The 17,495-nt window shown below is 69.4% G+C and carries 16 protein-coding genes; 4 read left to right on the forward strand and 12 right to left on the reverse strand.

Annotation, left to right across the window (positions count from 1 at the left end; genetic code table 11):
- The first annotated feature begins 83 nt into the window (after positions 1 to 83).
- Together sphst_RS03365 and sphst_RS03370 are read left to right on the forward strand one after the other, a co-directional pair.
- Positions 84 to 1,730, forward strand: a complete 1,647-nt coding sequence (locus sphst_RS03365; RefSeq protein ID WP_107045144.1) for an inorganic phosphate transporter — start codon at positions 84 to 86, stop codon at positions 1,728 to 1,730.
- Between the two features lie 49 nt (positions 1,731 to 1,779).
- Complete coding sequence (locus sphst_RS03370; RefSeq protein WP_107045145.1) at positions 1,780 to 3,039, forward strand: MFS transporter; 1,260 nt, start codon at positions 1,780 to 1,782, stop codon at positions 3,037 to 3,039.
- A gap of 35 nt (positions 3,040 to 3,074) precedes the next feature.
- Here sphst_RS03370 and rsmD read toward each other — a convergent pair whose 3' ends face one another.
- Positions 3,075 to 3,611 carry a 16S rRNA (guanine(966)-N(2))-methyltransferase RsmD gene (gene rsmD, locus sphst_RS03375; protein WP_037530705.1) on the reverse strand — a complete coding sequence of 179 codons (537 nt, stop codon included), beginning with the start codon at positions 3,609 to 3,611 and terminating at the stop codon, positions 3,075 to 3,077.
- Positions 3,611 to 5,185 carry a pseudouridine synthase gene (locus sphst_RS03380; RefSeq protein ID WP_107045146.1) on the reverse strand — a complete coding sequence of 525 codons (1,575 nt, stop codon included), beginning with the start codon at positions 5,183 to 5,185 and terminating at the stop codon, positions 3,611 to 3,613. The genes rsmD and sphst_RS03380 overlap by 1 nt, the downstream gene beginning before the upstream one ends.
- A gap of 119 nt (positions 5,186 to 5,304) precedes the next feature.
- Here sphst_RS03380 and sphst_RS03385 point away from each other — a divergent pair, with 119 nt between their 5' ends.
- Positions 5,305 to 5,736: a response regulator gene (locus sphst_RS03385; protein ID WP_031395459.1), complete on the forward strand. Its 432-nt coding sequence runs from the start codon at positions 5,305 to 5,307 to the stop codon at positions 5,734 to 5,736.
- An 89-nt stretch (positions 5,737 to 5,825) separates the two neighbouring features.
- Positions 5,826 to 7,157: an AmpG family muropeptide MFS transporter gene (locus sphst_RS03390; protein ID WP_056680522.1), complete on the forward strand. Its 1,332-nt coding sequence runs from the start codon at positions 5,826 to 5,828 to the stop codon at positions 7,155 to 7,157.
- A gap of 6 nt (positions 7,158 to 7,163) precedes the next feature.
- Here the strand turns inward: sphst_RS03390 and sphst_RS03395 are convergent, their stop codons facing one another.
- From sphst_RS03395 to sphst_RS03440, 10 genes are all read right to left on the reverse strand, one after another.
- On the reverse strand, positions 7,164 to 7,616 hold the full coding sequence (locus tag sphst_RS03395; RefSeq protein WP_107045147.1) for a DUF6628 family protein: 453 nt from the start codon (positions 7,614 to 7,616) through the stop codon (positions 7,164 to 7,166).
- 68 nt (positions 7,617 to 7,684) lie between these two features.
- On the reverse strand, positions 7,685 to 9,004 hold the full coding sequence (locus tag sphst_RS03400; RefSeq protein WP_107045148.1) for a bifunctional folylpolyglutamate synthase/dihydrofolate synthase: 1,320 nt from the start codon (positions 9,002 to 9,004) through the stop codon (positions 7,685 to 7,687).
- A gap of 150 nt (positions 9,005 to 9,154) precedes the next feature.
- Complete coding sequence (gene accD / locus sphst_RS03405) at positions 9,155 to 10,006, reverse strand: acetyl-CoA carboxylase, carboxyltransferase subunit beta (protein WP_031395022.1); 852 nt, start codon at positions 10,004 to 10,006, stop codon at positions 9,155 to 9,157.
- Complete coding sequence (gene trpA / locus sphst_RS03410; RefSeq protein ID WP_031441223.1) at positions 10,003 to 10,830, reverse strand: tryptophan synthase subunit alpha; 828 nt, start codon at positions 10,828 to 10,830, stop codon at positions 10,003 to 10,005. The genes accD and trpA overlap by 4 nt, the downstream gene beginning before the upstream one ends.
- On the reverse strand, positions 10,827 to 12,056 hold the full coding sequence (gene trpB / locus sphst_RS03415) for a tryptophan synthase subunit beta (protein ID WP_031393717.1): 1,230 nt from the start codon (positions 12,054 to 12,056) through the stop codon (positions 10,827 to 10,829). Before trpB ends, trpA begins: the two co-directional genes overlap by 4 nt.
- Positions 12,057 to 12,215: 159 nt before the next feature.
- Positions 12,216 to 12,851, reverse strand: a complete 636-nt coding sequence (locus tag sphst_RS03420) for a phosphoribosylanthranilate isomerase (protein WP_031393718.1) — start codon at positions 12,849 to 12,851, stop codon at positions 12,216 to 12,218.
- Positions 12,852 to 13,025: 174 nt separating this feature from the next.
- Complete coding sequence (pyrF, locus tag sphst_RS03425) at positions 13,026 to 13,700, reverse strand: orotidine-5'-phosphate decarboxylase (RefSeq protein WP_031393719.1); 675 nt, start codon at positions 13,698 to 13,700, stop codon at positions 13,026 to 13,028.
- Positions 13,700 to 14,080 carry a LapA family protein gene (locus sphst_RS03430; protein WP_042467388.1) on the reverse strand — a complete coding sequence of 127 codons (381 nt, stop codon included), beginning with the start codon at positions 14,078 to 14,080 and terminating at the stop codon, positions 13,700 to 13,702. The genes pyrF and sphst_RS03430 overlap by 1 nt, the downstream gene beginning before the upstream one ends.
- Before the next feature lie 110 nt (positions 14,081 to 14,190).
- A complete protein-coding gene (locus sphst_RS03435) occupies positions 14,191 to 16,479 on the reverse strand; it encodes a patatin-like protein (protein WP_107045149.1) in 2,289 nt (762 codons plus the stop codon).
- A gap of 51 nt (positions 16,480 to 16,530) precedes the next feature.
- Entirely contained in the window at positions 16,531 to 17,226 is a 696-nt protein-coding gene (locus sphst_RS03440; protein WP_031441229.1) for an endonuclease/exonuclease/phosphatase family protein, read from the reverse strand.
- Between the last annotated feature and the right edge of the window lie 269 nt (positions 17,227 to 17,495).

Here is a 17,495-nt window from a genome sequence, read left to right on the forward strand (position 1 = left end):
GTCACTGTGTCATTCTGGTATCGCCGCGCGGCGATGCATCGCGTTGTCATAAAGTTGTAATCGTTAGGGCCGACTGCGCGATCATGGCTACTTCCCCATTAACGGTCGACGCGATCGACCGCGCACCGCGCAGCGGACCGCGGCTCGATCATGATCTGCATCCGGCCGGGCGCTGGATCTTTTTGGCAATATTGCTGGGGGGGCTGGCCTATGCGGGGTTCAGCATCGCCACCGATACCGCGCAGGTCGGCGAGACGCTCGCGGTCGGTGCGTTCGCGTTCCTCGGACTCGCGCTGCTGATCGCGCTCGGGTTCGAGTTCGTCAACGGCTTCCACGACACCGCCAATGCGGTCGCGACGGTCATCTACACGCATTCGATGCCCGCGCCGCTCGCGGTCGTCTGGTCGGGCTTCTTCAACTTCGTCGGCGTGATGACGTCGTCGGGTGCGGTCGCCTATTCGATCATCACGCTGCTGCCGGTCGACCTGATCCTCAACGTCGGCAGCGCGGGCGGGTTCGCGATGATCTTCGCACTGCTGCTCGCGGCGATCCTGTGGAACCTCGCGACCTGGGCGGTCGGGCTGCCCAATTCGTCGAGCCACGCACTGATCGGCTCGATCCTCGGCGTCGGGCTCGCCAACCAGCTGATCAACGGCGGCGCGGACGGCACGTCGGGCGTCGACATGGCGCAGGTGACCAAGGTGCTCTCCGCACTCGCGTTCAGCCCGGTGGTCGGCTTTGTCGGCGCGCTGCTGATGCTGCTGGTGATGAAGCGCTTCCTGCGCGATCGCAAGCTGTACGAGGCGCCCGAGAGCGATACGCCGCCGCCGCGCGGGATCCGTGCGCTGCTGATCGGCACCTGCACCGCGGTCAGCTTCGCGCATGGCAGCAATGACGGCCAGAAGGGGATGGGGCTGATCATGCTCATCCTGATCGGCTGCGCACCGACCGCCTATGCGCTGAACCGGACGATGCCCGAAAGCGCGACGCCGGCGTTCGTCCAGAGCGCCCGCGCGGCGTCGTCGGCCTATGCCGCGCATGCCGACGGCACGCCCGCGACGGTCGAGGCCGCCCGCGCGCGCGTCACCACCGCGCTGAAATCCAAGCAGGTCGCCGAGCCTGTCGTCTATGGCGCGCTCGCCACGCTGTCGAACGACGTCACCCGCCGGATCGAGGGCTATGGCTCGCTCGGCAAGGTGCCCGCGGCGGCGACGTCGAACCTGCGCAACGACATGTACCTCGTGCTCGACACGACCAAGCTGGTCGCGGCCGACAAGACCGCGCAGGCGCGCTTTACCGCGCAGGAGATCACGGAGCTTAAAACCTATGGCGGCGGGCTGGAGCAGGGGACGCGCTACATCCCGATCTGGGTGAAGGTCACGGTCGCGCTCGCGCTCGGGCTCGGTACGATGGTCGGGTGGAAGCGGATCGTCGTCACCGTCGGCGAACGGATCGGCAAGTCGCATTTGACCTATGGCATGGGTGCCTCGGCAGAGCTGGTCGCGGCGGCGACGATCCTGATGGCGGACCGGTTCGGCCTGCCCGTGTCGACGACGCATATCCTGTCGTCGGGGATCGCCGGTTCGAGCGTCGCGAATGGCGGCGGGCTGCAGCGGCGGACGCTGGTGAACATGGGGCTGGCGTGGATCATGACGCTGCCGGTCGCGATGCTGTTGTCGGGCGGGCTGTACTGGATGCTGCTCGGGGTGGCGCACGCGCTCGGCCGCTGAGTACGTACGCGCGATTGACGGAGCGGCGGCGGGCGGCGATGCACGCGGCATGAGCACGCTTAGGTCCAGCCGCCGCATCCTCGCCGCCAGCCTGGTCGGCACCGCGGTCGAATTCTACGACTTCTACATCTACGCGACCGCGGCGGCGCTCGTGTTCGGGCCGCTGTTCTTCGCGGGCCAGTCGGCGTCGGCGCAGCTGCTGCTGAGCTATGCGACGTTCGGGCTGGCGTTCGTCGCGCGGCCGGTGGGCGCGGTGCTGTTCGGGCATTTCGGTGACCGGGTCGGGCGCAAGTCGACCCTGGTCGCGTCGCTGCTGCTGATGGGCGGATCGACCGTCGCGATCGCGTTCCTGCCAACCTATGCGCAAGTCGGCTGGTGGGCGCCGGCGCTGCTCTGCCTGATGCGGCTGGGGCAGGGGCTGGGGCTGGGCGGCGAATGGGGTGGCGCCGCGCTGCTCGCGGTCGAGAATGCGCCGCCGCACCGCCGCAACACGTTCGGCATGTTCCCGCCGCTCGGCGCGCCGGTCGGGTTTCTCGCCGCCAACGGGCTGTTCCTGATCATCGGCCTGGTCCTCGACGAGGCGCAGTTCCTTGCCTGGGGGTGGCGGATCCCGTTCCTGGTCAGCGCGGTGCTGGTCGGGCTGGGGCTGTGGGTGCGGCTGAAGCTGACCGAGACGCCCGCGTTTCTGGAAGCCGAGAAGACCGAGGCAATCCCGCGCGTGCCGATCGCCGAGCTGCTGACGCGGCATCTGCGCGCGACGCTGGCGGGGACGTTCGGAGTGATCGCGTGTTTCGCGCTCTTCTATCTCGCGACCGCGTTCGCGCTTGGCTACGGCACCAAGACGCTTGGTTATTCGCGCGAGGCGTTCCTTGGCGTCGAGCTGGTCGCGATCTGGTTTCTCGCGGCAGGGGTGATCCTCGCGAGCGTGCTGGCGGATCGCTATTCGGCGGCGCGGATGCTCGGCATCGGGTTTGCGGGCTGTATCGTCGTAGGCGCGCTGATGGGGCCGATGCTGGGATCGGGATCGCTGGTCACGGTATCGCTCTGGCTGTCGGGCGCGCTGTTCGTGATGGGGTTCGCCTATGGCCCGCTCGGCGGATGGCTGCCGAGCCTGTTTCCGGCGGGCGTGCGCTATACCGGCGTGTCGATGACGTTCAACCTTGGCGGCGTGCTCGGCGGCGCGCTCGCGCCGATCGTGGCGGAGGCGCTGGCGCCGCGCGGGCTGGGGCTGGTCGGGGTGTATCTGATGGCCGCGGGGGTGCTGAGCCTTGGCGGGCTGCTGATCGTCGGGCGCCGCGCCGCCGCGTAGGACGGGGTCTCCCGCTTGCGCGGGAGACCGTTACGTCAGGCGGGGCGCAGCAGCGTCAGCCGCGCCTTGCCGTGGACGCGCGTGGCGTCGACCTCGAAGCCCGGCAGTTGGACGACCTCCGCCTTGGCCGTCTCCAGGCTGATCCACGTCGCCGGGCTGGTCCAGCCGAGCCGGGCAAGCTTGTCGAGCGCGACGAGGCCTGCCCCGGTGTCATAGGGCGGATCCATCAGGATGATGTCGAGCGGCGCGGGCGCGGGGCCCATCGCCATCACCGAGGTCGCGCGGACGTCGCCGCGAATGCCGAGCTTGGCGAGATTGGCCTTCAGCGCATCGAGCGCGGGCTTGTCCTGCTCGACGAACAGGCACGATCCCGCACCGCGCGACAAGGCCTCGATCCCGAGCGCGCCCGAGCCCGCGAAGAGATCGGCGACCGCGAGGCCTTCGAAACTGCCGACCCGGCTGGTCAGCATCGAGAACAGCGCCTCGCGCATGCGATCGGCGGTCGGGCGGGTCGCGTCACCCTTGGGCGCGACGATCTGGCGGCCGCGATACTGGCCTGCGATGATCCGCATCAGCGTTTACCTCCGCGTGGTGCGCGGGGCGGATGACCGCGCCCCCCTGATGGTCCCTTGCCGGGCGCAGGCGGACGGCTGCCGCGTTCGGGGCGCGGTGCGGCGTCGCGCGGCGGGCGGGGATCCGCACCGGGGCGACCCGCGGCACTGCGCGCGGCACGCTTGTCGAGACCGGTCCGCGCGCGGGAGTCGTCCGTCTGAGGGCGGAAGCCGCGTTGCTGATCCTGGCGCTGGGGCGAGTCGGGACGGCGCGGGGCTGTCGTGCCGGCGCTACCTCCGCCGCCGACGCGGGTCGGGGCGGCGCGGTCGCGGGGCGGCTTGGCGGCGCGGAAATGCTTGATCTTGGGGCTGGTACTCAGTTCCTCGCCGCGGTCCGCGCGCTCCTGGCGATAGGTCGGGCGGCCGGCGCCGGCGCCGGTCGGCTGGGCGTGATGCGTCGCGGCCGCACGACTGCCGCCGCGTGCATCGGGCTTGGCCCAGGGATCGGTGACGTCGCCGCGGACCATCGCCGCGGTCGGGCGGATGCGCTCGGGCCGGGCCGGGCGGGCGGGCCGTGCGGCACGGTCGACCGGTGCTGCGCCGCTCGAGAAGCCCGAGCTTGCCGGCGCCGCATAGGGGCTGCGCGCGGGCTGGCGTGTTGGGGTCGCTGGCCTGGCCGAGGGGGCGGGACGGGGGGCGTTGGCGCCACGCTGGGGCGACTTGGCGCCGATCCCCGCGCCCGCGCCGGCGCTGGCGCTGATGCCGATGTTCGGACGCGCGCCGGGGCCCTCGGGCTTGCCGCGCGCGAGTTCCTTCTGGAAGGCGACGACGTCGTGCTGGAGCACCTCGCCGATCTGGCCGGGGGCGAGATCACCGAGCACGAACGGACCGTAGCGGGTGCGGATCAGGCGCGAGACCTGGAGACCCAGATGTTCGAGCACGCGGCGGACTTCGCGGTTCTTGCCCTCGGTCAGGATCATCTCGATCCAGACGTTCGCGCCGGTGCGACGTTCGATATTGGCGTTGATCGAGCCGTAGCGGACGCCCTCGATCTCGATCCCCTCGATCAGCTCCTCGAGCTGTGGCTGGGTGATGTTGCCATAGGCGCGGGCGCGATAGGCGCGCTCGACGCCGGTCGCGGGGAGTTCGAGCTGGCGCTTGAGGCCACCGTCGGTGGTCATCAGCAACAGCCCCTCGGTGTTGAGATCGAGCCGGCCGACGGGAACGAGTCGCGGCAGTTCGCGCGGCAGGCGGTCATAGATCGTCGTCCGGCCCGCCGGATCGCGCTCGGTGACGAGCAGGCCGGTCGGCTTGTGATAGAGGAACAGCCGCGCCGCGCTGGGCGCCTCGACCGGATCGCCGTCGACGGTGACGCCGGCAAGGTTGCGCAGGATCGTCGCCGGCGTGTCGAGCGTGGTGCCGTTGAGCGCGACGCGCCCCTCGGCGATCATCCGTTCGATGTCGCGGCGCGATGCGACGCCCGCGCGGGCGAGTAGTTTGGCGATGCGGTCGCCCTTGATGGGGACTGCGGGGGCTGTTGCGGGCGCGTCGTGCGACGGGCTGGCAGTCGGGTTATCGTCTTTTGAAGTCGTCATGGCGCGGCTGATACTATGGATCGGGGTGCAGCGCGAAAATATTTGCGTCCCTTCGTGGTGCGGTGCGTTATGTCGCATGGGCGTAACGACCATTCGTTGCGCGAAGGGGCGTGATGTCGATGCTGTTCGCAAAGAAGAAGCGGCTGATCATCCGCTTGCTGGTTGTTGAGGACGAACCGCTGGTCGCGTTCGACACCGAATATTTCCTGACCGAATCGAAATTCACCGTGGTCGCGACGGTCGACCGGGTCAGCGATGCACTGGCGGTGATCGAAAGCGAGTCCGCGATCGACCTGATCCTCGCCGATGTCAGTTTGAGCGACGGATCGGGGCTCGACGTGGCGCGGGCTGCGCTCGAACGCGGGGTGCCGGTGCTGTTCGTCACGGGCAATTGCCCGGTCGAGGCGACGACGCTGGCAGCGGGCTGTCTTTCCAAACCCTATTCGCAGCGCGACCTGCTCGCCGCGATCGCGGCGATCGAGGCACGGATGGCGGGGAGTGAGCCGAAGAAGCTGCCCTCGGGCCTGCGACTGTTCAGCGCGCCCGTCTGACGGCACGCGCGGCGGCCTGATCGGCTGACGGGTAGCGCATCCGCAAATTGCCGCTAGGGTCCCGCCCAAGTGAGTGGGAGCGTAGGGCGATGGACGAGATGGCAGCCAAGAGCTGGGGTGACGGCGTGCGGCCCTATTTCGAGCGAGCGCCGCTGGCGGCACTGGCATTGGGGATCTCGTCGGGCTTTCCCTATGCGATGATCGGCGCGACGCTGACGACGCGCCTCGCGGCAAGCGGCATCGACAAGAAGACGGTGACCGCGTTCAGCCTCGCCTTCCTCGTCTATAACCTCAAATTCCTCTGGGCCTGGATGGTCGACGGCGTGCGGTTGCCCGTAATTGGCCGGCTGGGGCAGCGGGTGTCGTGGCTGATCCTGACCGCCGCGCTGGTTGTTGCGGCGCTGGTCAATCTCGCGCTGGTCGATCCGGCGGCGAGCATCGCGCAGACCGCCACCGCCGCGATCCTGGTCGGCGCAGCCGGGGCGACGTTCGACATCGTGATCGACGCGTTCCGGATCGAGATCCTCGAGCCGCGGCAACTCGGCATCGGGTCCGGCATGAGCCAATATGGCTGGCGGATCGGCTCGGCAGGGGCAGGTGCGCTGGCGCTGGTCGTGGCCGAGCGGGCCGGATGGAGCGCGGCCTATCTTGCCTGCGCCATGTTCGCACTGCCTGCGGTGATTGCCGGGCTAGTGCTCGGCGAGCCGCAGCGCCGTCGTCCGACGATCGAACGCCGCGGCCTTGCCGAGGGGCTTCGGGCGATCTGGGGGCCTTTCGTCCAGTTCTTTTCGCGGGAGGGCGCGTTCGTCGTCCTCGCCTTCATCCTGATCTTCAAGGTCGGCGACACGCTGGCGAACCTGACGCTGCGACTGTTGTTCGACGATCTGGGCTTCACCGGCGACGAGATCGCCTTCTATGACGTCGGCATCGGCTTCATCGCCTATCTCGTCGGGATCCTGATCGGTGGTATCCTCTATGCGCGGATGGGCATGAAGCGGTCCGTCCTGCTGTCGCTGGTGCTGATGGGGGTATCGAACCTGTCGTTCGCAGCGCTGGCGGCATCGGGCCATTCCAATCTCGGCATGGCGGCCGCGATCGGTTTCGAGAATGCCGCAAGCGGCTTTGGCGGAGTCGTGGTCATCGCCTATTTCTCCGCGCTGTGCGACCTGCGCTTCACCGCTGCCCAGTTCGCGCTGATTTCGGCGGCCGCCAGCATCGTCGGCCGGATCGTCACGGGCACGACGGCGGGCGCGCTGATCGAGGCGATCGGCTATGTCGACTTCTATCTGCTGACGACGGCGCTCGCCCTCCCGGGCGTGGCGCTGTTCTGGTGGATGTGCCGTTCGGGCATGATCGATCGCTCGATCGGCAGCGCCGGCGTCGAGGGGGAAGGCGACGCCCGCGCGGGCGAGCCGGTCTAGCCCGGTTCAGCCCGTAACCGGGCGCCCCTCGTCCGCGAAGGCGGCGGCGACTGCGGCGGCGCTGGTGAGGACGCCGTCGACGCGGCGGACGCCGAGCAGGTCGGTCATCAGCAGCCGCGCGGTGTCGGGCGCGGTCTCGACCCGCGCGAGGATCGACAGCAACGCCGCCTCCGCGGGCGTCATCCGCGCGCAGCAGCAGGGCGCGATCGCGATCGTCCCCGCCGCGCTGCCCGCCAGATCGGCCATCAGTGCGCGCATCAGGATCAGCGGCCGGCGAAACCCCTGTCCGAAGGCGGTGAACAGCGTGTGCGCGGCACGCGCGTCGCCAAGCCCGTTCGCACCCATCCGCCGCATCGCGAACAGCGCGACCCGCGCATTTTCGCACGATGGCAGTGGATGCGGCAGCACCGTCGTCATGCTGGCAAGCGTCGTGCCGGCAAAGCGGTTGGCATCGGTCATATACGCGACTCCGTGGTTACAAGACCAAGGTCGCTTGTTCGTTATTGATAGTCAATAGCAATAAGGGTTCAGTGCGGCAGCTCGTCGTTGCCCGCGAGCACTTCGCCCGCGAGATAGAGCGAACCGGCGATCAGCACGAACTGCGGCGCGTCACCCTGCGCGGCGATGCGGTCGAGCGCCTCGGCCGGCGTCGCGGCGGTCTCTGCGCTGCACCCGGCGCGTCGGGCGATCGCCGCCAGCGCGTCCGGGGCGTGGTGCGCATGACCCGGGACGGGGAGCGCGACGACGTGGCCGACCTGCGGGCCGAGAATGTCGAGCACCGCGTCGGCATCCTTGTTCGCGAGCATGCCGAGTACCAGCGTTGCGGGACGGCCTGCCGCCAGCGTCCGCAGCACGCGCGCGACCGGCTGTGCGGCATTGGGATTGTGCGCGCCGTCGAGCCACAGGTCGCTGCCGGCGGGCAGTCGCGCGTGGAGCGGGCCGTTGGACAGGCGCTGCATCCGCGCGGGCCAGTGCGCGGCGTCCGCGGCGGCGCGCATCGCCGCCTCGGGGATGGCGAGCGCCGTCTGGTGCCGCAGCATCGCGATCGCGAGCGCGAGGTTGCGCGACTGGTGCAGGCCGACCAGCCGCGGGCGGTTGGTGACGAGCGTGCCGCCCGCATCGGTGTAGCGCATCGTCGTGCGCGTCGTCTCGCTCGTCCAGGCGGTGCCGCGCGCGAGGACGGGGGCGCCCGCCGCCTCGGCGATTCCCGCGATCCGCGCGCGCAGCGGGCGGGCATAGTCCATCGTGACGAGCGGCACGCCGCGCTTGGCGATGCCCGCCTTCTCGCCCGCGATGGCGAGCAGCGTGTCGCCGAGAAACGCCTGATGGTCGATCCCGAGCGCGGCGATGCCGGTGACGACGGGGTTCGGGATGACGTTGGTCGCGTCGAGCCGGCCGCCCAGCCCGACCTCGACGATCGTCGCCGCGGCGGGGGTGCGCGCGAAGGCGAGGAAGGCGGCGGCGGTGGTGACCTCGAAGAAGCTCGCCTGCAGGTCCGCGGCGTAGTCGAGCACCTCGGACAGCAGCGCGGCGAGCGCGTCGTCGTCGATCAGCCGGCCGGCGAGGCGGATGCGTTCGTTGAAGCGGACGAGGTGCGGGCTCGAATAGACATGGACGCTGAGCCCCGCCGCCTCGATCGCGGCGCGCAGGAACGCGCAGGTCGATCCCTTGCCGTTGGTGCCCGCGACATGGAACACCGGCGGCAGCGACAGATGCGGGTCGCCGAGCCGCGCCAGCAACGCGGTGATGCGCTCGAGGCCGAGGATGTCGGCGCCGGGGGACAGCGCTGTCAGCCGGTCGAGCTGTCCCTGGACGGCGGGGGATGAGGAGGTGGCGTGGTCGGGCATGATAGGCTCCCTCTCCCCTCCGGGGAGGGGGCGTCGGGTAAGCTCCCTCTCCCCTCCGCGGAGAGGGCTGGGATGAGGGGCGGTTCCGGGTGCAGCAGTGCTGGGCTGCCCCTCACCCCGACCCTCTCCCCCGAGGGGAGAGGGCGTAGGTTACGCCGCTTCGCGGGCGCTCAGATAGCCGATGACGGTGCCGAGCTGTTCGCGCAGGTCTTTCCGGTGGACGACCATGTCGATCATCCCGTGTTCGAGATAATATTCCGACGTCTGGAAATCCTCGGGCAGCTTCTCGCGGATCGTGCTCTCGATCACGCGGCGGCCGGTGAAGGCCAAAGTCGCCTTGGGTTCGGCGATCTGGACGTCGCCGAGCATCGCATAGGCCGCCATCACGCCGCCCGAGGTCGGATCGGTCAGCACGACGATATAGGGCAGGCCGGCATCGTGGAGCATCTGGATCGCAACGGTGCTGCGCGGCATCTGCATCAGGCTGAGGATGCCCTCTTGCATGCGTGCGCCACCGCTGGCGGTGAAGATCACATAGGGTACGCGGTCCTCGATCGCGGCCTCGACGCCGCGGACGAAGGCTTCGCCGACCGCGAGGCCCATCGATCCGCCCATGAAGCCGAAATCCTGCACGCCGACGACGACGCGGTGGCCGTCGATCGCGCCGCGGGCATTGACCAGCGCGTCACGCTCGCTGTTGTCGGTCCGCGCGGCCTTGAGGCGATCGGTGTAGCGCTTCTGGTCGCGGAACTTGAGCGGATCCTCGGGCACCGGGGGCGCGGGCAGCTCGCTGCAGCTGCCTTCGTCGAACAGCTGTGCGAACCGGATCTTCGGGCCGATTCGGTCGTGATGGTCGCATTTTGGGCAGACGTGGAGATTTTCCTCCAGCTCCTTGGTGAAGACCATCTGCCCGCAGCCCTTGCACTTGTGCCAGAGATTTTCGGGCGTCTCGCGCTTGGCGACGAACGGCAGGACGTTGCGGACGCTGTTGAGCCAGCTCATGCGCCGATCTCCATGCGAATTTCCTTTCTTGCGGACGCGACGGCATCGGCGAGAGACGTGATATAGGCGCGGACGGGCTCGGCCGCAGCGGTGCCGTGCTGCGCGACCAGCTCGACGATCGCCGAGCCGACCACGACGCCGTCGGCGACGCGCGCGACGTTCGCCGCCTGTTCGGGGGTGCGGATGCCGAAGCCGACCGCGACCGGGATGTCGGTCTGCGATTTCAGCCGCGCGACCGCGTCCTCGATCGAGGATTGCTGCGCCTGTTGCAGCCCGGTGATGCCCGCGACCGAGACGTAATAGAGGAACCCGCTCGCGCCATCGAGCACGGTCGGCAGCCGGGCCGCGTCGGTGGTCGGGGTGGCGAGGCGGATCAGGTCGATCCCGGCGGCGCGCAGCTGGGGCCCAAGCGCATCGTCTTCCTCGGGCGGCACGTCGACGCAGATCACGCCGTCGACGCCCGCAGCCGCGGCGGCCTGCGCGAACCAGTCGGCGCCGCGCCGCAGCATCGGGTTGCCGTATCCCATCAGCACCAGCGGCGTCTCGGGATGGCGCGCGCGGAAGGCGGTGGCGATCGCGAGGATGTCCGCGGTGCGCGTCCCCTGCGCGAGGCTGCGGATATTGGCGGCCTGGATCGCGGGGCCATCGGCCATCGGGTCGGTAAACGGCATGCCGAGCTCGATCGCATCGGCGCCGCCCGCGACGAGCGCGTCGAGGATCGCCGGCGTCGCGGCGGTCGAGGGATCGCCCGCGGTAACGAACGCGACGAGCGCAGCGCGGTTCTCGGCCGCGGTGCGCGCAAAGGTGGCGGCGAGGCGGCTCAAATCGCCACCCCGAGCGCTTCGGCCACTGTGAAGATGTCCTTGTCGCCGCGGCCGCACAGGTTCGCCAGGATGATCTGGTCCTGCCGCATCGTGCGCGCCTTCTTGGTCACCGTCGCGATGGCGTGGCTCGGCTCCAACGCGGGGATGATGCCCTCGGTCCGGCAGAGCAGCTGGAACGCTTCGAGCGCATCCTGATCGGTCGCGCTGTCATAGTCGACGCGGCCGATGTCGCGCAGCCAGGCATGCTCGGGGCCGATGCCCGGATAGTCGAGCCCCGCCGAGATCGAATGCGCCTCGGTGATCTGGCCGTCCTCGTCCTGCAGCAGATAGGTCTTGTTGCCGTGGAGCACGCCGGGGAAGCCGCCCGCAAGACTCGCCGCATGCTGCTTGTCGAGCCCATGGCCCGCCGCCTCGACGCCGAGCATCGCGACATCGGCATCGTCGAGGAACGGGTGGAACAGCCCGATCGCGTTCGATCCGCCACCGATCGCGGCGACGAGCAGGTCGGGCAGGCGGCCGACGCGGTCGAGCATCTGCGCGCGCGCCTCGGTGCCGATCACCGACTGGAAATCGCGGACCATCTCGGGATAGGGGTGCGGGCCGGCCGCGGTGCCGATGATGTAGAAGGTGTCGTGGACGTTCGCGACCCAGTCGCGCATCCCCTCGTTCATCGCGTCCTTCAGCGTGTGCGCGCCGCTGGTCACGGGACGGACTTCCGCGCCGAGCAGCTTCATGCGGAACACGTTGGGCGCCTGACGCTCGACGTCCTTGGCGCCCATGTAGATCACGCAAGGCAGGCCGAAGCGCGCGCAGACGGTCGCGGTCGCGACGCCGTGCTGGCCCGCGCCGGTCTCGGCGATGATCCGCGTCTTGCCCATCCGGATCGCGAGCAGGATCTGGCCGATGCAGTTGTTGATCTTGTGCGCGCCGGTGTGATTGAGCTCGTCGCGCTTGAACCAGATCTGCGCGCCCATGCCCTCGGGAGCGGACTCGCGCAGGGCCTCGGTGAGGCGTTCGGCGTAGTAGAGCGGGCTCGGGCGGCCGACATAATGTTCGAGCAGGTCGTCGAACTGCGCCTTGAACGCAGGGTCGGCCTTGGCGGCGCGGTACGCCTCGTCGAGTTCGAGGACGAGCGGCATCAGCGTCTCGGCGACGTAACGGCCGCCGAAATCGCCGAAATGGCCGCGTTCGTCGGGCTGGGCGCGGTAGGAATTGGGAGCGTTCATGCGGAGCGCTTTAGCATTTCGGAAAACGCTGTCACCCCTAGCGTTTCTGATACGCACCACCCCGGCGAAGGCCGGGGTCCAGTCGGGAAGGTCGTGGTGACGGGCAGGACCCGGCAATGCACCGTCCCCAACTGGGCCCCGGCCTTCGCCGGGGTGGTGCTAGAGCGCAGCGACTGCCTTCAGAAATGCCGCGATCCTCGCTTCGTCCTTCGTGCCGGGTTCGCTCTCTACCCCCGAGGACACGTCGACCAGTTCGGCGCCGGTCCGCCGGATCGCCTCGGCGACATTCGCCGGGTCGAGCCCGCCCGACAGCGCCCAGCGCAGCGGATGCCGGAACCCGTCGAGCAGGTCCCAGTCGAAGCGCAGTCCCATCCCACCGGGCAGCGCGGCCGAATCGGGGGTTTTCGCGTCGTAGAGGATGCGATCCGCGACACCGACGAACGCGTGCGCACCGTCGAGATCGCCGCGCGTGCGCACTGCGACGGCGACCCACAATTCGATCCCGAACCGCGCGCGGATCGCGGCGGCGCGTGCGGGCGTGACCTTGTGGAGCTGCAGCACGTCGAGCGCCGCGGATGCGATCGCCTGTTCGAGCATCTCGTCCTCGGGATCGACGAACACGCCGACCCTGGCGACATGGCCGGGCACGCGCGCGGCGAGTTCGGCGGCCTTGTCGAAGGTCACGTGGCGCGGCGAGGCGGGGAAGAAGACGAAGCCGACATGGCTCGCCCCGTGCCGGATCGCGGCGTCGAGCGTCGCGGGGGTCGAGAGGCCGCAGATCTTGGCGGTAGTCATGATGTTCCTTCGGTGCCTTTCGGCGGAGGCGGCGTGAACCTGTCCCGCAAACCGTCCGTCATCCTGACGAAAGTCAGGATCCAGAGCCATGGCCGCCAGCGTGCGTTACTCTGGATCCTGACTTTCGTCAGGATGACGGGGGTAGAGGGTCAGGATGACCGTGGACGGTGGGGGTCAGAGCGTCGCGGCGATCGCGCGCGCGGCGGTGTCGGGGTCTTCGGCCTGGGTGATCGGGCGACCGACCACGAGGATCGAGGCGCCGGCGTCGAGCGCCGCGCGCGGGGTGACGACGCGCTTCTGGTCGCCGACATGGCCGTCGGGCAGGCGGACGCCGGGCACGACGAAGAACCCCTTGGGCCAGATCGCCTTGGCCGCGGCGACTTCGGCGCCCGAGCAGACGATGCCGTCGACCCCGGAGTCGCGCGCCAGTTCGGTCAGCCGTGCGACATGGTCGTGCGCGCTGCCGGTGATCCCGGTGGCGGTGAGATCGGACACATCGAGGCTGGTGAGCATCGTCACCGCGATCACCTTGGTCCCGACCGGCGCGGCGGCCTTCGCATCCTCGAGCATCGCGCGACCGCCGCTGGCATGGACGGTCAGGATCGCGGGGGCGAGCCCGCCTAGCGCCTGCACCGCCTTGGCGACGGTATTGGGAATGTCGTGGAGCTTGAGGTCGAGGAAGATCGGCAGGTCGAACTCGGCCATCGCATGCACGCCGGGCTGGCCGTGTGCGCAGAAGAATTCGAGACCGAGCTTGATCCCGCCGACATGGTGGCGGACGCGCCCGGCGATCGCCTTGGCGCGGGCCAGATCGGGGGTGTCGATCGCGACATAGATAGGGCTGCTCATCATGCGACTCCCGGCGGGACCGCGGTCGGCGCGGCGGCGGGCGGGATGGCGGACGCGACGGCCGGTTCCTCAGGGTAGGACGGAGTCGGATAGGACGGGGTAGGGTAGCCCACCGGCGGCACGGCATGCGCGGCGCGCAGGTCGAGGATCGTCCGCTCCGCGGTCGCGAGCCGCTGACGCAGGCGCCAGCGCATCGCGAGATTGTAGAGCAAGGTCGGCAGGAACCCGATCAGGAACGTGACCAGCAACAGCATCGGCAGATTCACGTCGGCGATCAGGCCGCCCCAGAGCCGGATCGGCACGGTCGCCCAGTTGGCGATGGTGAAGACTGCGGCGATGAACGCCAGCAGGCACCAGAACAGGATCTTCAGGAACTGCATGACTTATCCCCTTGCATCCGCCCGGGGGTAAAGCCGCCGTCCGCTTTTGGCCAGCCTTGCGCCAACTTAACCCTGTTCCGGACCGGGCCGGCGGTCACGGGCCGTGCGTTTCAGCCGATCTCGCGCCGCAGATCCGCGAACAGGCCGGGCACCGCGGTCAGCCGTTCCTCCTCCTCGTCGAGGATGGCGAGGAACGCAGCGCGCTTGATCGCGGCGACGCGGCCGGGCTTCATCCGCACCGACGGGGGCAGCGTCGAGACGGTGATGTCGATCATCCGTTCGGCACCGTGCAGCCGGCCCCAGAGATAGTCGTTCTCGCGGTAGGCGCGGCTGAAGAACGCGCCGAAGCTGTTGAACTGGATCCCCTTCAGCGTCGCCTCCGCCCCGCCCGAGCGAATCGCGACCGCGTCGTCGGGGGCGATCCGGTCGACCTTGATGGGATCGAATTCGTCGAGCCCCTCACCCTGCAGCAGCGGCAGCGTCGCGGTGTCGAAATAGGGGAAGCCGAGATAGGCGAGCAGCATCGAGCGGCGCACCGGTCGGTCGAGCGCGACGAACGCCTCCGCGAGCCGTACATCGGTCTCGGCATCGCGGCGGTTGAGGTCGAGCGAGGCGGCCAATGCGTCGAGCAGCGGCATCGCGTCGTCGCGCAGCGTGCGGACCTCGCGGCGCAGCGCGGCATGCGCATCGGTCCGCTGGCATTCGAGATAGTCCGACAGCGACGCATAGATCGCGTCGCGGATCGGCGCGAGCGCGACCTCCTCGACCTCGGCCTCGAGCACCGTCAGGCGGCGTGCCATCAGGCGCAGCCGGCGGATCCGGAAGCCGAGATCGAAGCGTCGCAGGAACGCGATCGTCGCGGGGCTCGCGCCGCCGCCATGCGCCGCGCCGATCTCCTCGGCGCCGCTCGCCGTCACCGCGGTCGCGATCGCCGCGCGGATCCGGTTCCAGCGCTGCGGCCCGGGTTCGCCGCCAGCGTGGAACAGCAGCGAGGTCAGCGTCTCGACCACGCCCGCGACCTTCAGATGGCCATAGGCGGCATAGCCATAGCCCGCGCTGCTTGCCGCCGCCTTTTGCGCACGCGCACGCCAGTTGGCGAGCCGCGCCGCGGTCGGGCTGTTGAGGAACAGCGTGTGCCCGAACAGCTGCTCGACCTCCGCCTCGACATCGGGGCGGATCGCATCGATGATCGCGCGCATCCGGTCGATCTGCGCCGAGCGCGCGGCGATCGCGTCGAGATTGTCGCGGATCGGCTGCTGGCGCGGCAATTCGCTGATCGCGCCGATGATCGTCTGGAAGAAGCCCGGCGTGCCGTTCTGTGGCGGGAGGCGGAACTTCATCCCCGGCGACGGATCGATATAGACGAAGCGGCGGTCGATCTGGCGGCGCGCCGGGCGTTCCTTCAGCGCGTCGATCGCGGGGCGGAACGGCGCATTGGCGAGCACCGACCCGTCGATCAGCACGACCTGATCCGCGCCGTTGGTCGCCGACTGGCGGGGCAGGATGCGCTTGAGGAAGGCATCGCGCGACGCCCAGGACGTCTTGCGATCGGCGAGCACGCCGTCGAGCTCGGCGACCATGAACGGCGGGAACGCACCCGGAAAGCTCGATGTCGCGCGTGCGGCAAAGGCGAGTTCGGGGATGTCCGCCAGGCTGTCGGTCGGCGCGCCATGATCGGAAAAGTCGACGACGACGCGGTGCTCGGTCTCGACCACCTCGGGCGGCGAATTGAGTTTGAGCCGTTCGGGATGGCCGGTGAAATCGGTCACCGTCACGAACAGGTCGAGCGGCTGGCCCGGCGGCAACAGCCGCGGCCCGCGCTCGCTGGCGGCCATCGCGTCGAACGCGTCGAGCAGCAGCCCGGTAAAGGTCGCACCGCCGAACGGGGGCTCGAACCAGCGCGAGCGGACGAAATGCGACAGCTTGGCCTTCACCTCCTCGCGCGTCGTGTCGTCGAGCGTCTGGACCTTGTCCGCGCTGCGCCCCGCCGCCATCCAGGCGAGCGGCAGGGCCCAGGCCTTCGAGAAGCGCGAATGCGGCGCGGCATGGGGATCGATCAACGCCTCGACATCGGCCGAGCTCAGCCAGAGATCGGTGAGCGGATCGAGGCTCTGCCCGGTCGCGATCGCCTGGGCGAGGAAGATCCCGTTGATCCCGCCCGCGCTGGCGCCGGCAATGATGTCGGCGAGCACGCGGACCTTGAGCGCGCCCTGCGCCTCGATCTCGTTGAGCAGGTCGCGGTAGACCGCCTGGCTGCCGGTCCCGCGGTCGCCACCGGCATGATGGCCGTGGCTGGCGCGGACGAGATGCCAGATCTCCTTGGTGATGCCGTGCATGTAGACGGCCAGGCTGATCCCGCCATAGCAGACCAGTGCGAGGCGGAGTTCCTTCTCGCGCACCCGCTCAGCCTCCGACCGGGCAATGGTGATAGCTGACGGCGCCGGTCCGGATCATGCGGGTTCCAGCGTCGCCCAGATCGGCAGGTGATCCGACGCCTTGCGCGCCGCGGCGCTGCTGTGCACGCCGCAGCTGGCGATGCGCAGGTCGCGCGACGCCATGATCCGGTCGAGCCGGGCGATCGCGCGGCGCGAATGGAAGCTCGCGCCGGTATCGGCAAACGCGAAGTCGCGGCCGAAGTCGCGCAGACAGCCCGAGCCCGCGCTCCATTCGTTGAGGTCGCCCATCAGCACGGTAGGGTGGCGGGTCGCGCAGGCGTCGACATGCGCGAGCACCGCCGCCGCCTGACGCCGTCGCCACAGCCCCGACAGGTCGAGATGCATGCCGACGACGCGGATCATCCCGCCCGTGGTCCGCACGTCCGCCATCACCGCGCCGCGCGGCTCGAGCGAGGGCAGGTGGATCGCCTCGCTGTCGACGATCACCGCCGACTTGCGCACCAGCACGACATTGCCGTGCCACCCCATGCTGAGCGCGCTGAGGCTGACTGGGATCGGCTTCCAGTCGCTATGCTCCTCGAGCAGGTGATAGGGCAGCACGCAGGCGCGCGTGCCGAACCGGCGATCCGCCTCCTGCAGCGCGATGACGTCGGCGTCGATCTCGCGCAGCACCTCGACCACGCGTTCGGGGTTCCGGCGGCGGTCGAGACCGATGCCCTTGTGGATATTATAGCTGGCGACCTTGATCATGTGCGCGGGCTTAACGCGGGATGGCGGGTGCGGGTTGCCGCGGGCTCGGCCGATTGCCCCGGCCTGCGCCGTGCATGATGGACTAACCGGCACCGCACGGCGGCGGAGCGATGGATTGGAATACAGCAATCTCCTTGTACGTAACAATAGCACCGGGATGCGCGCGAAACAGGACAAAAACTGCTTGCGCGATCGATTCAATTGGGGTGTCATGCGGTCATAACAAAACGCAGGGACGAACGATAACGAGCTGGTGCGGGCAACGCGCC

It is taken from the genome of Sphingomonas sp. STIS6.2, from assembly GCF_000732685.2.
In the GTDB taxonomy this organism is placed as follows: Bacteria; Pseudomonadota; Alphaproteobacteria; order Sphingomonadales; family Sphingomonadaceae; genus Sphingomonas; species Sphingomonas aerolata.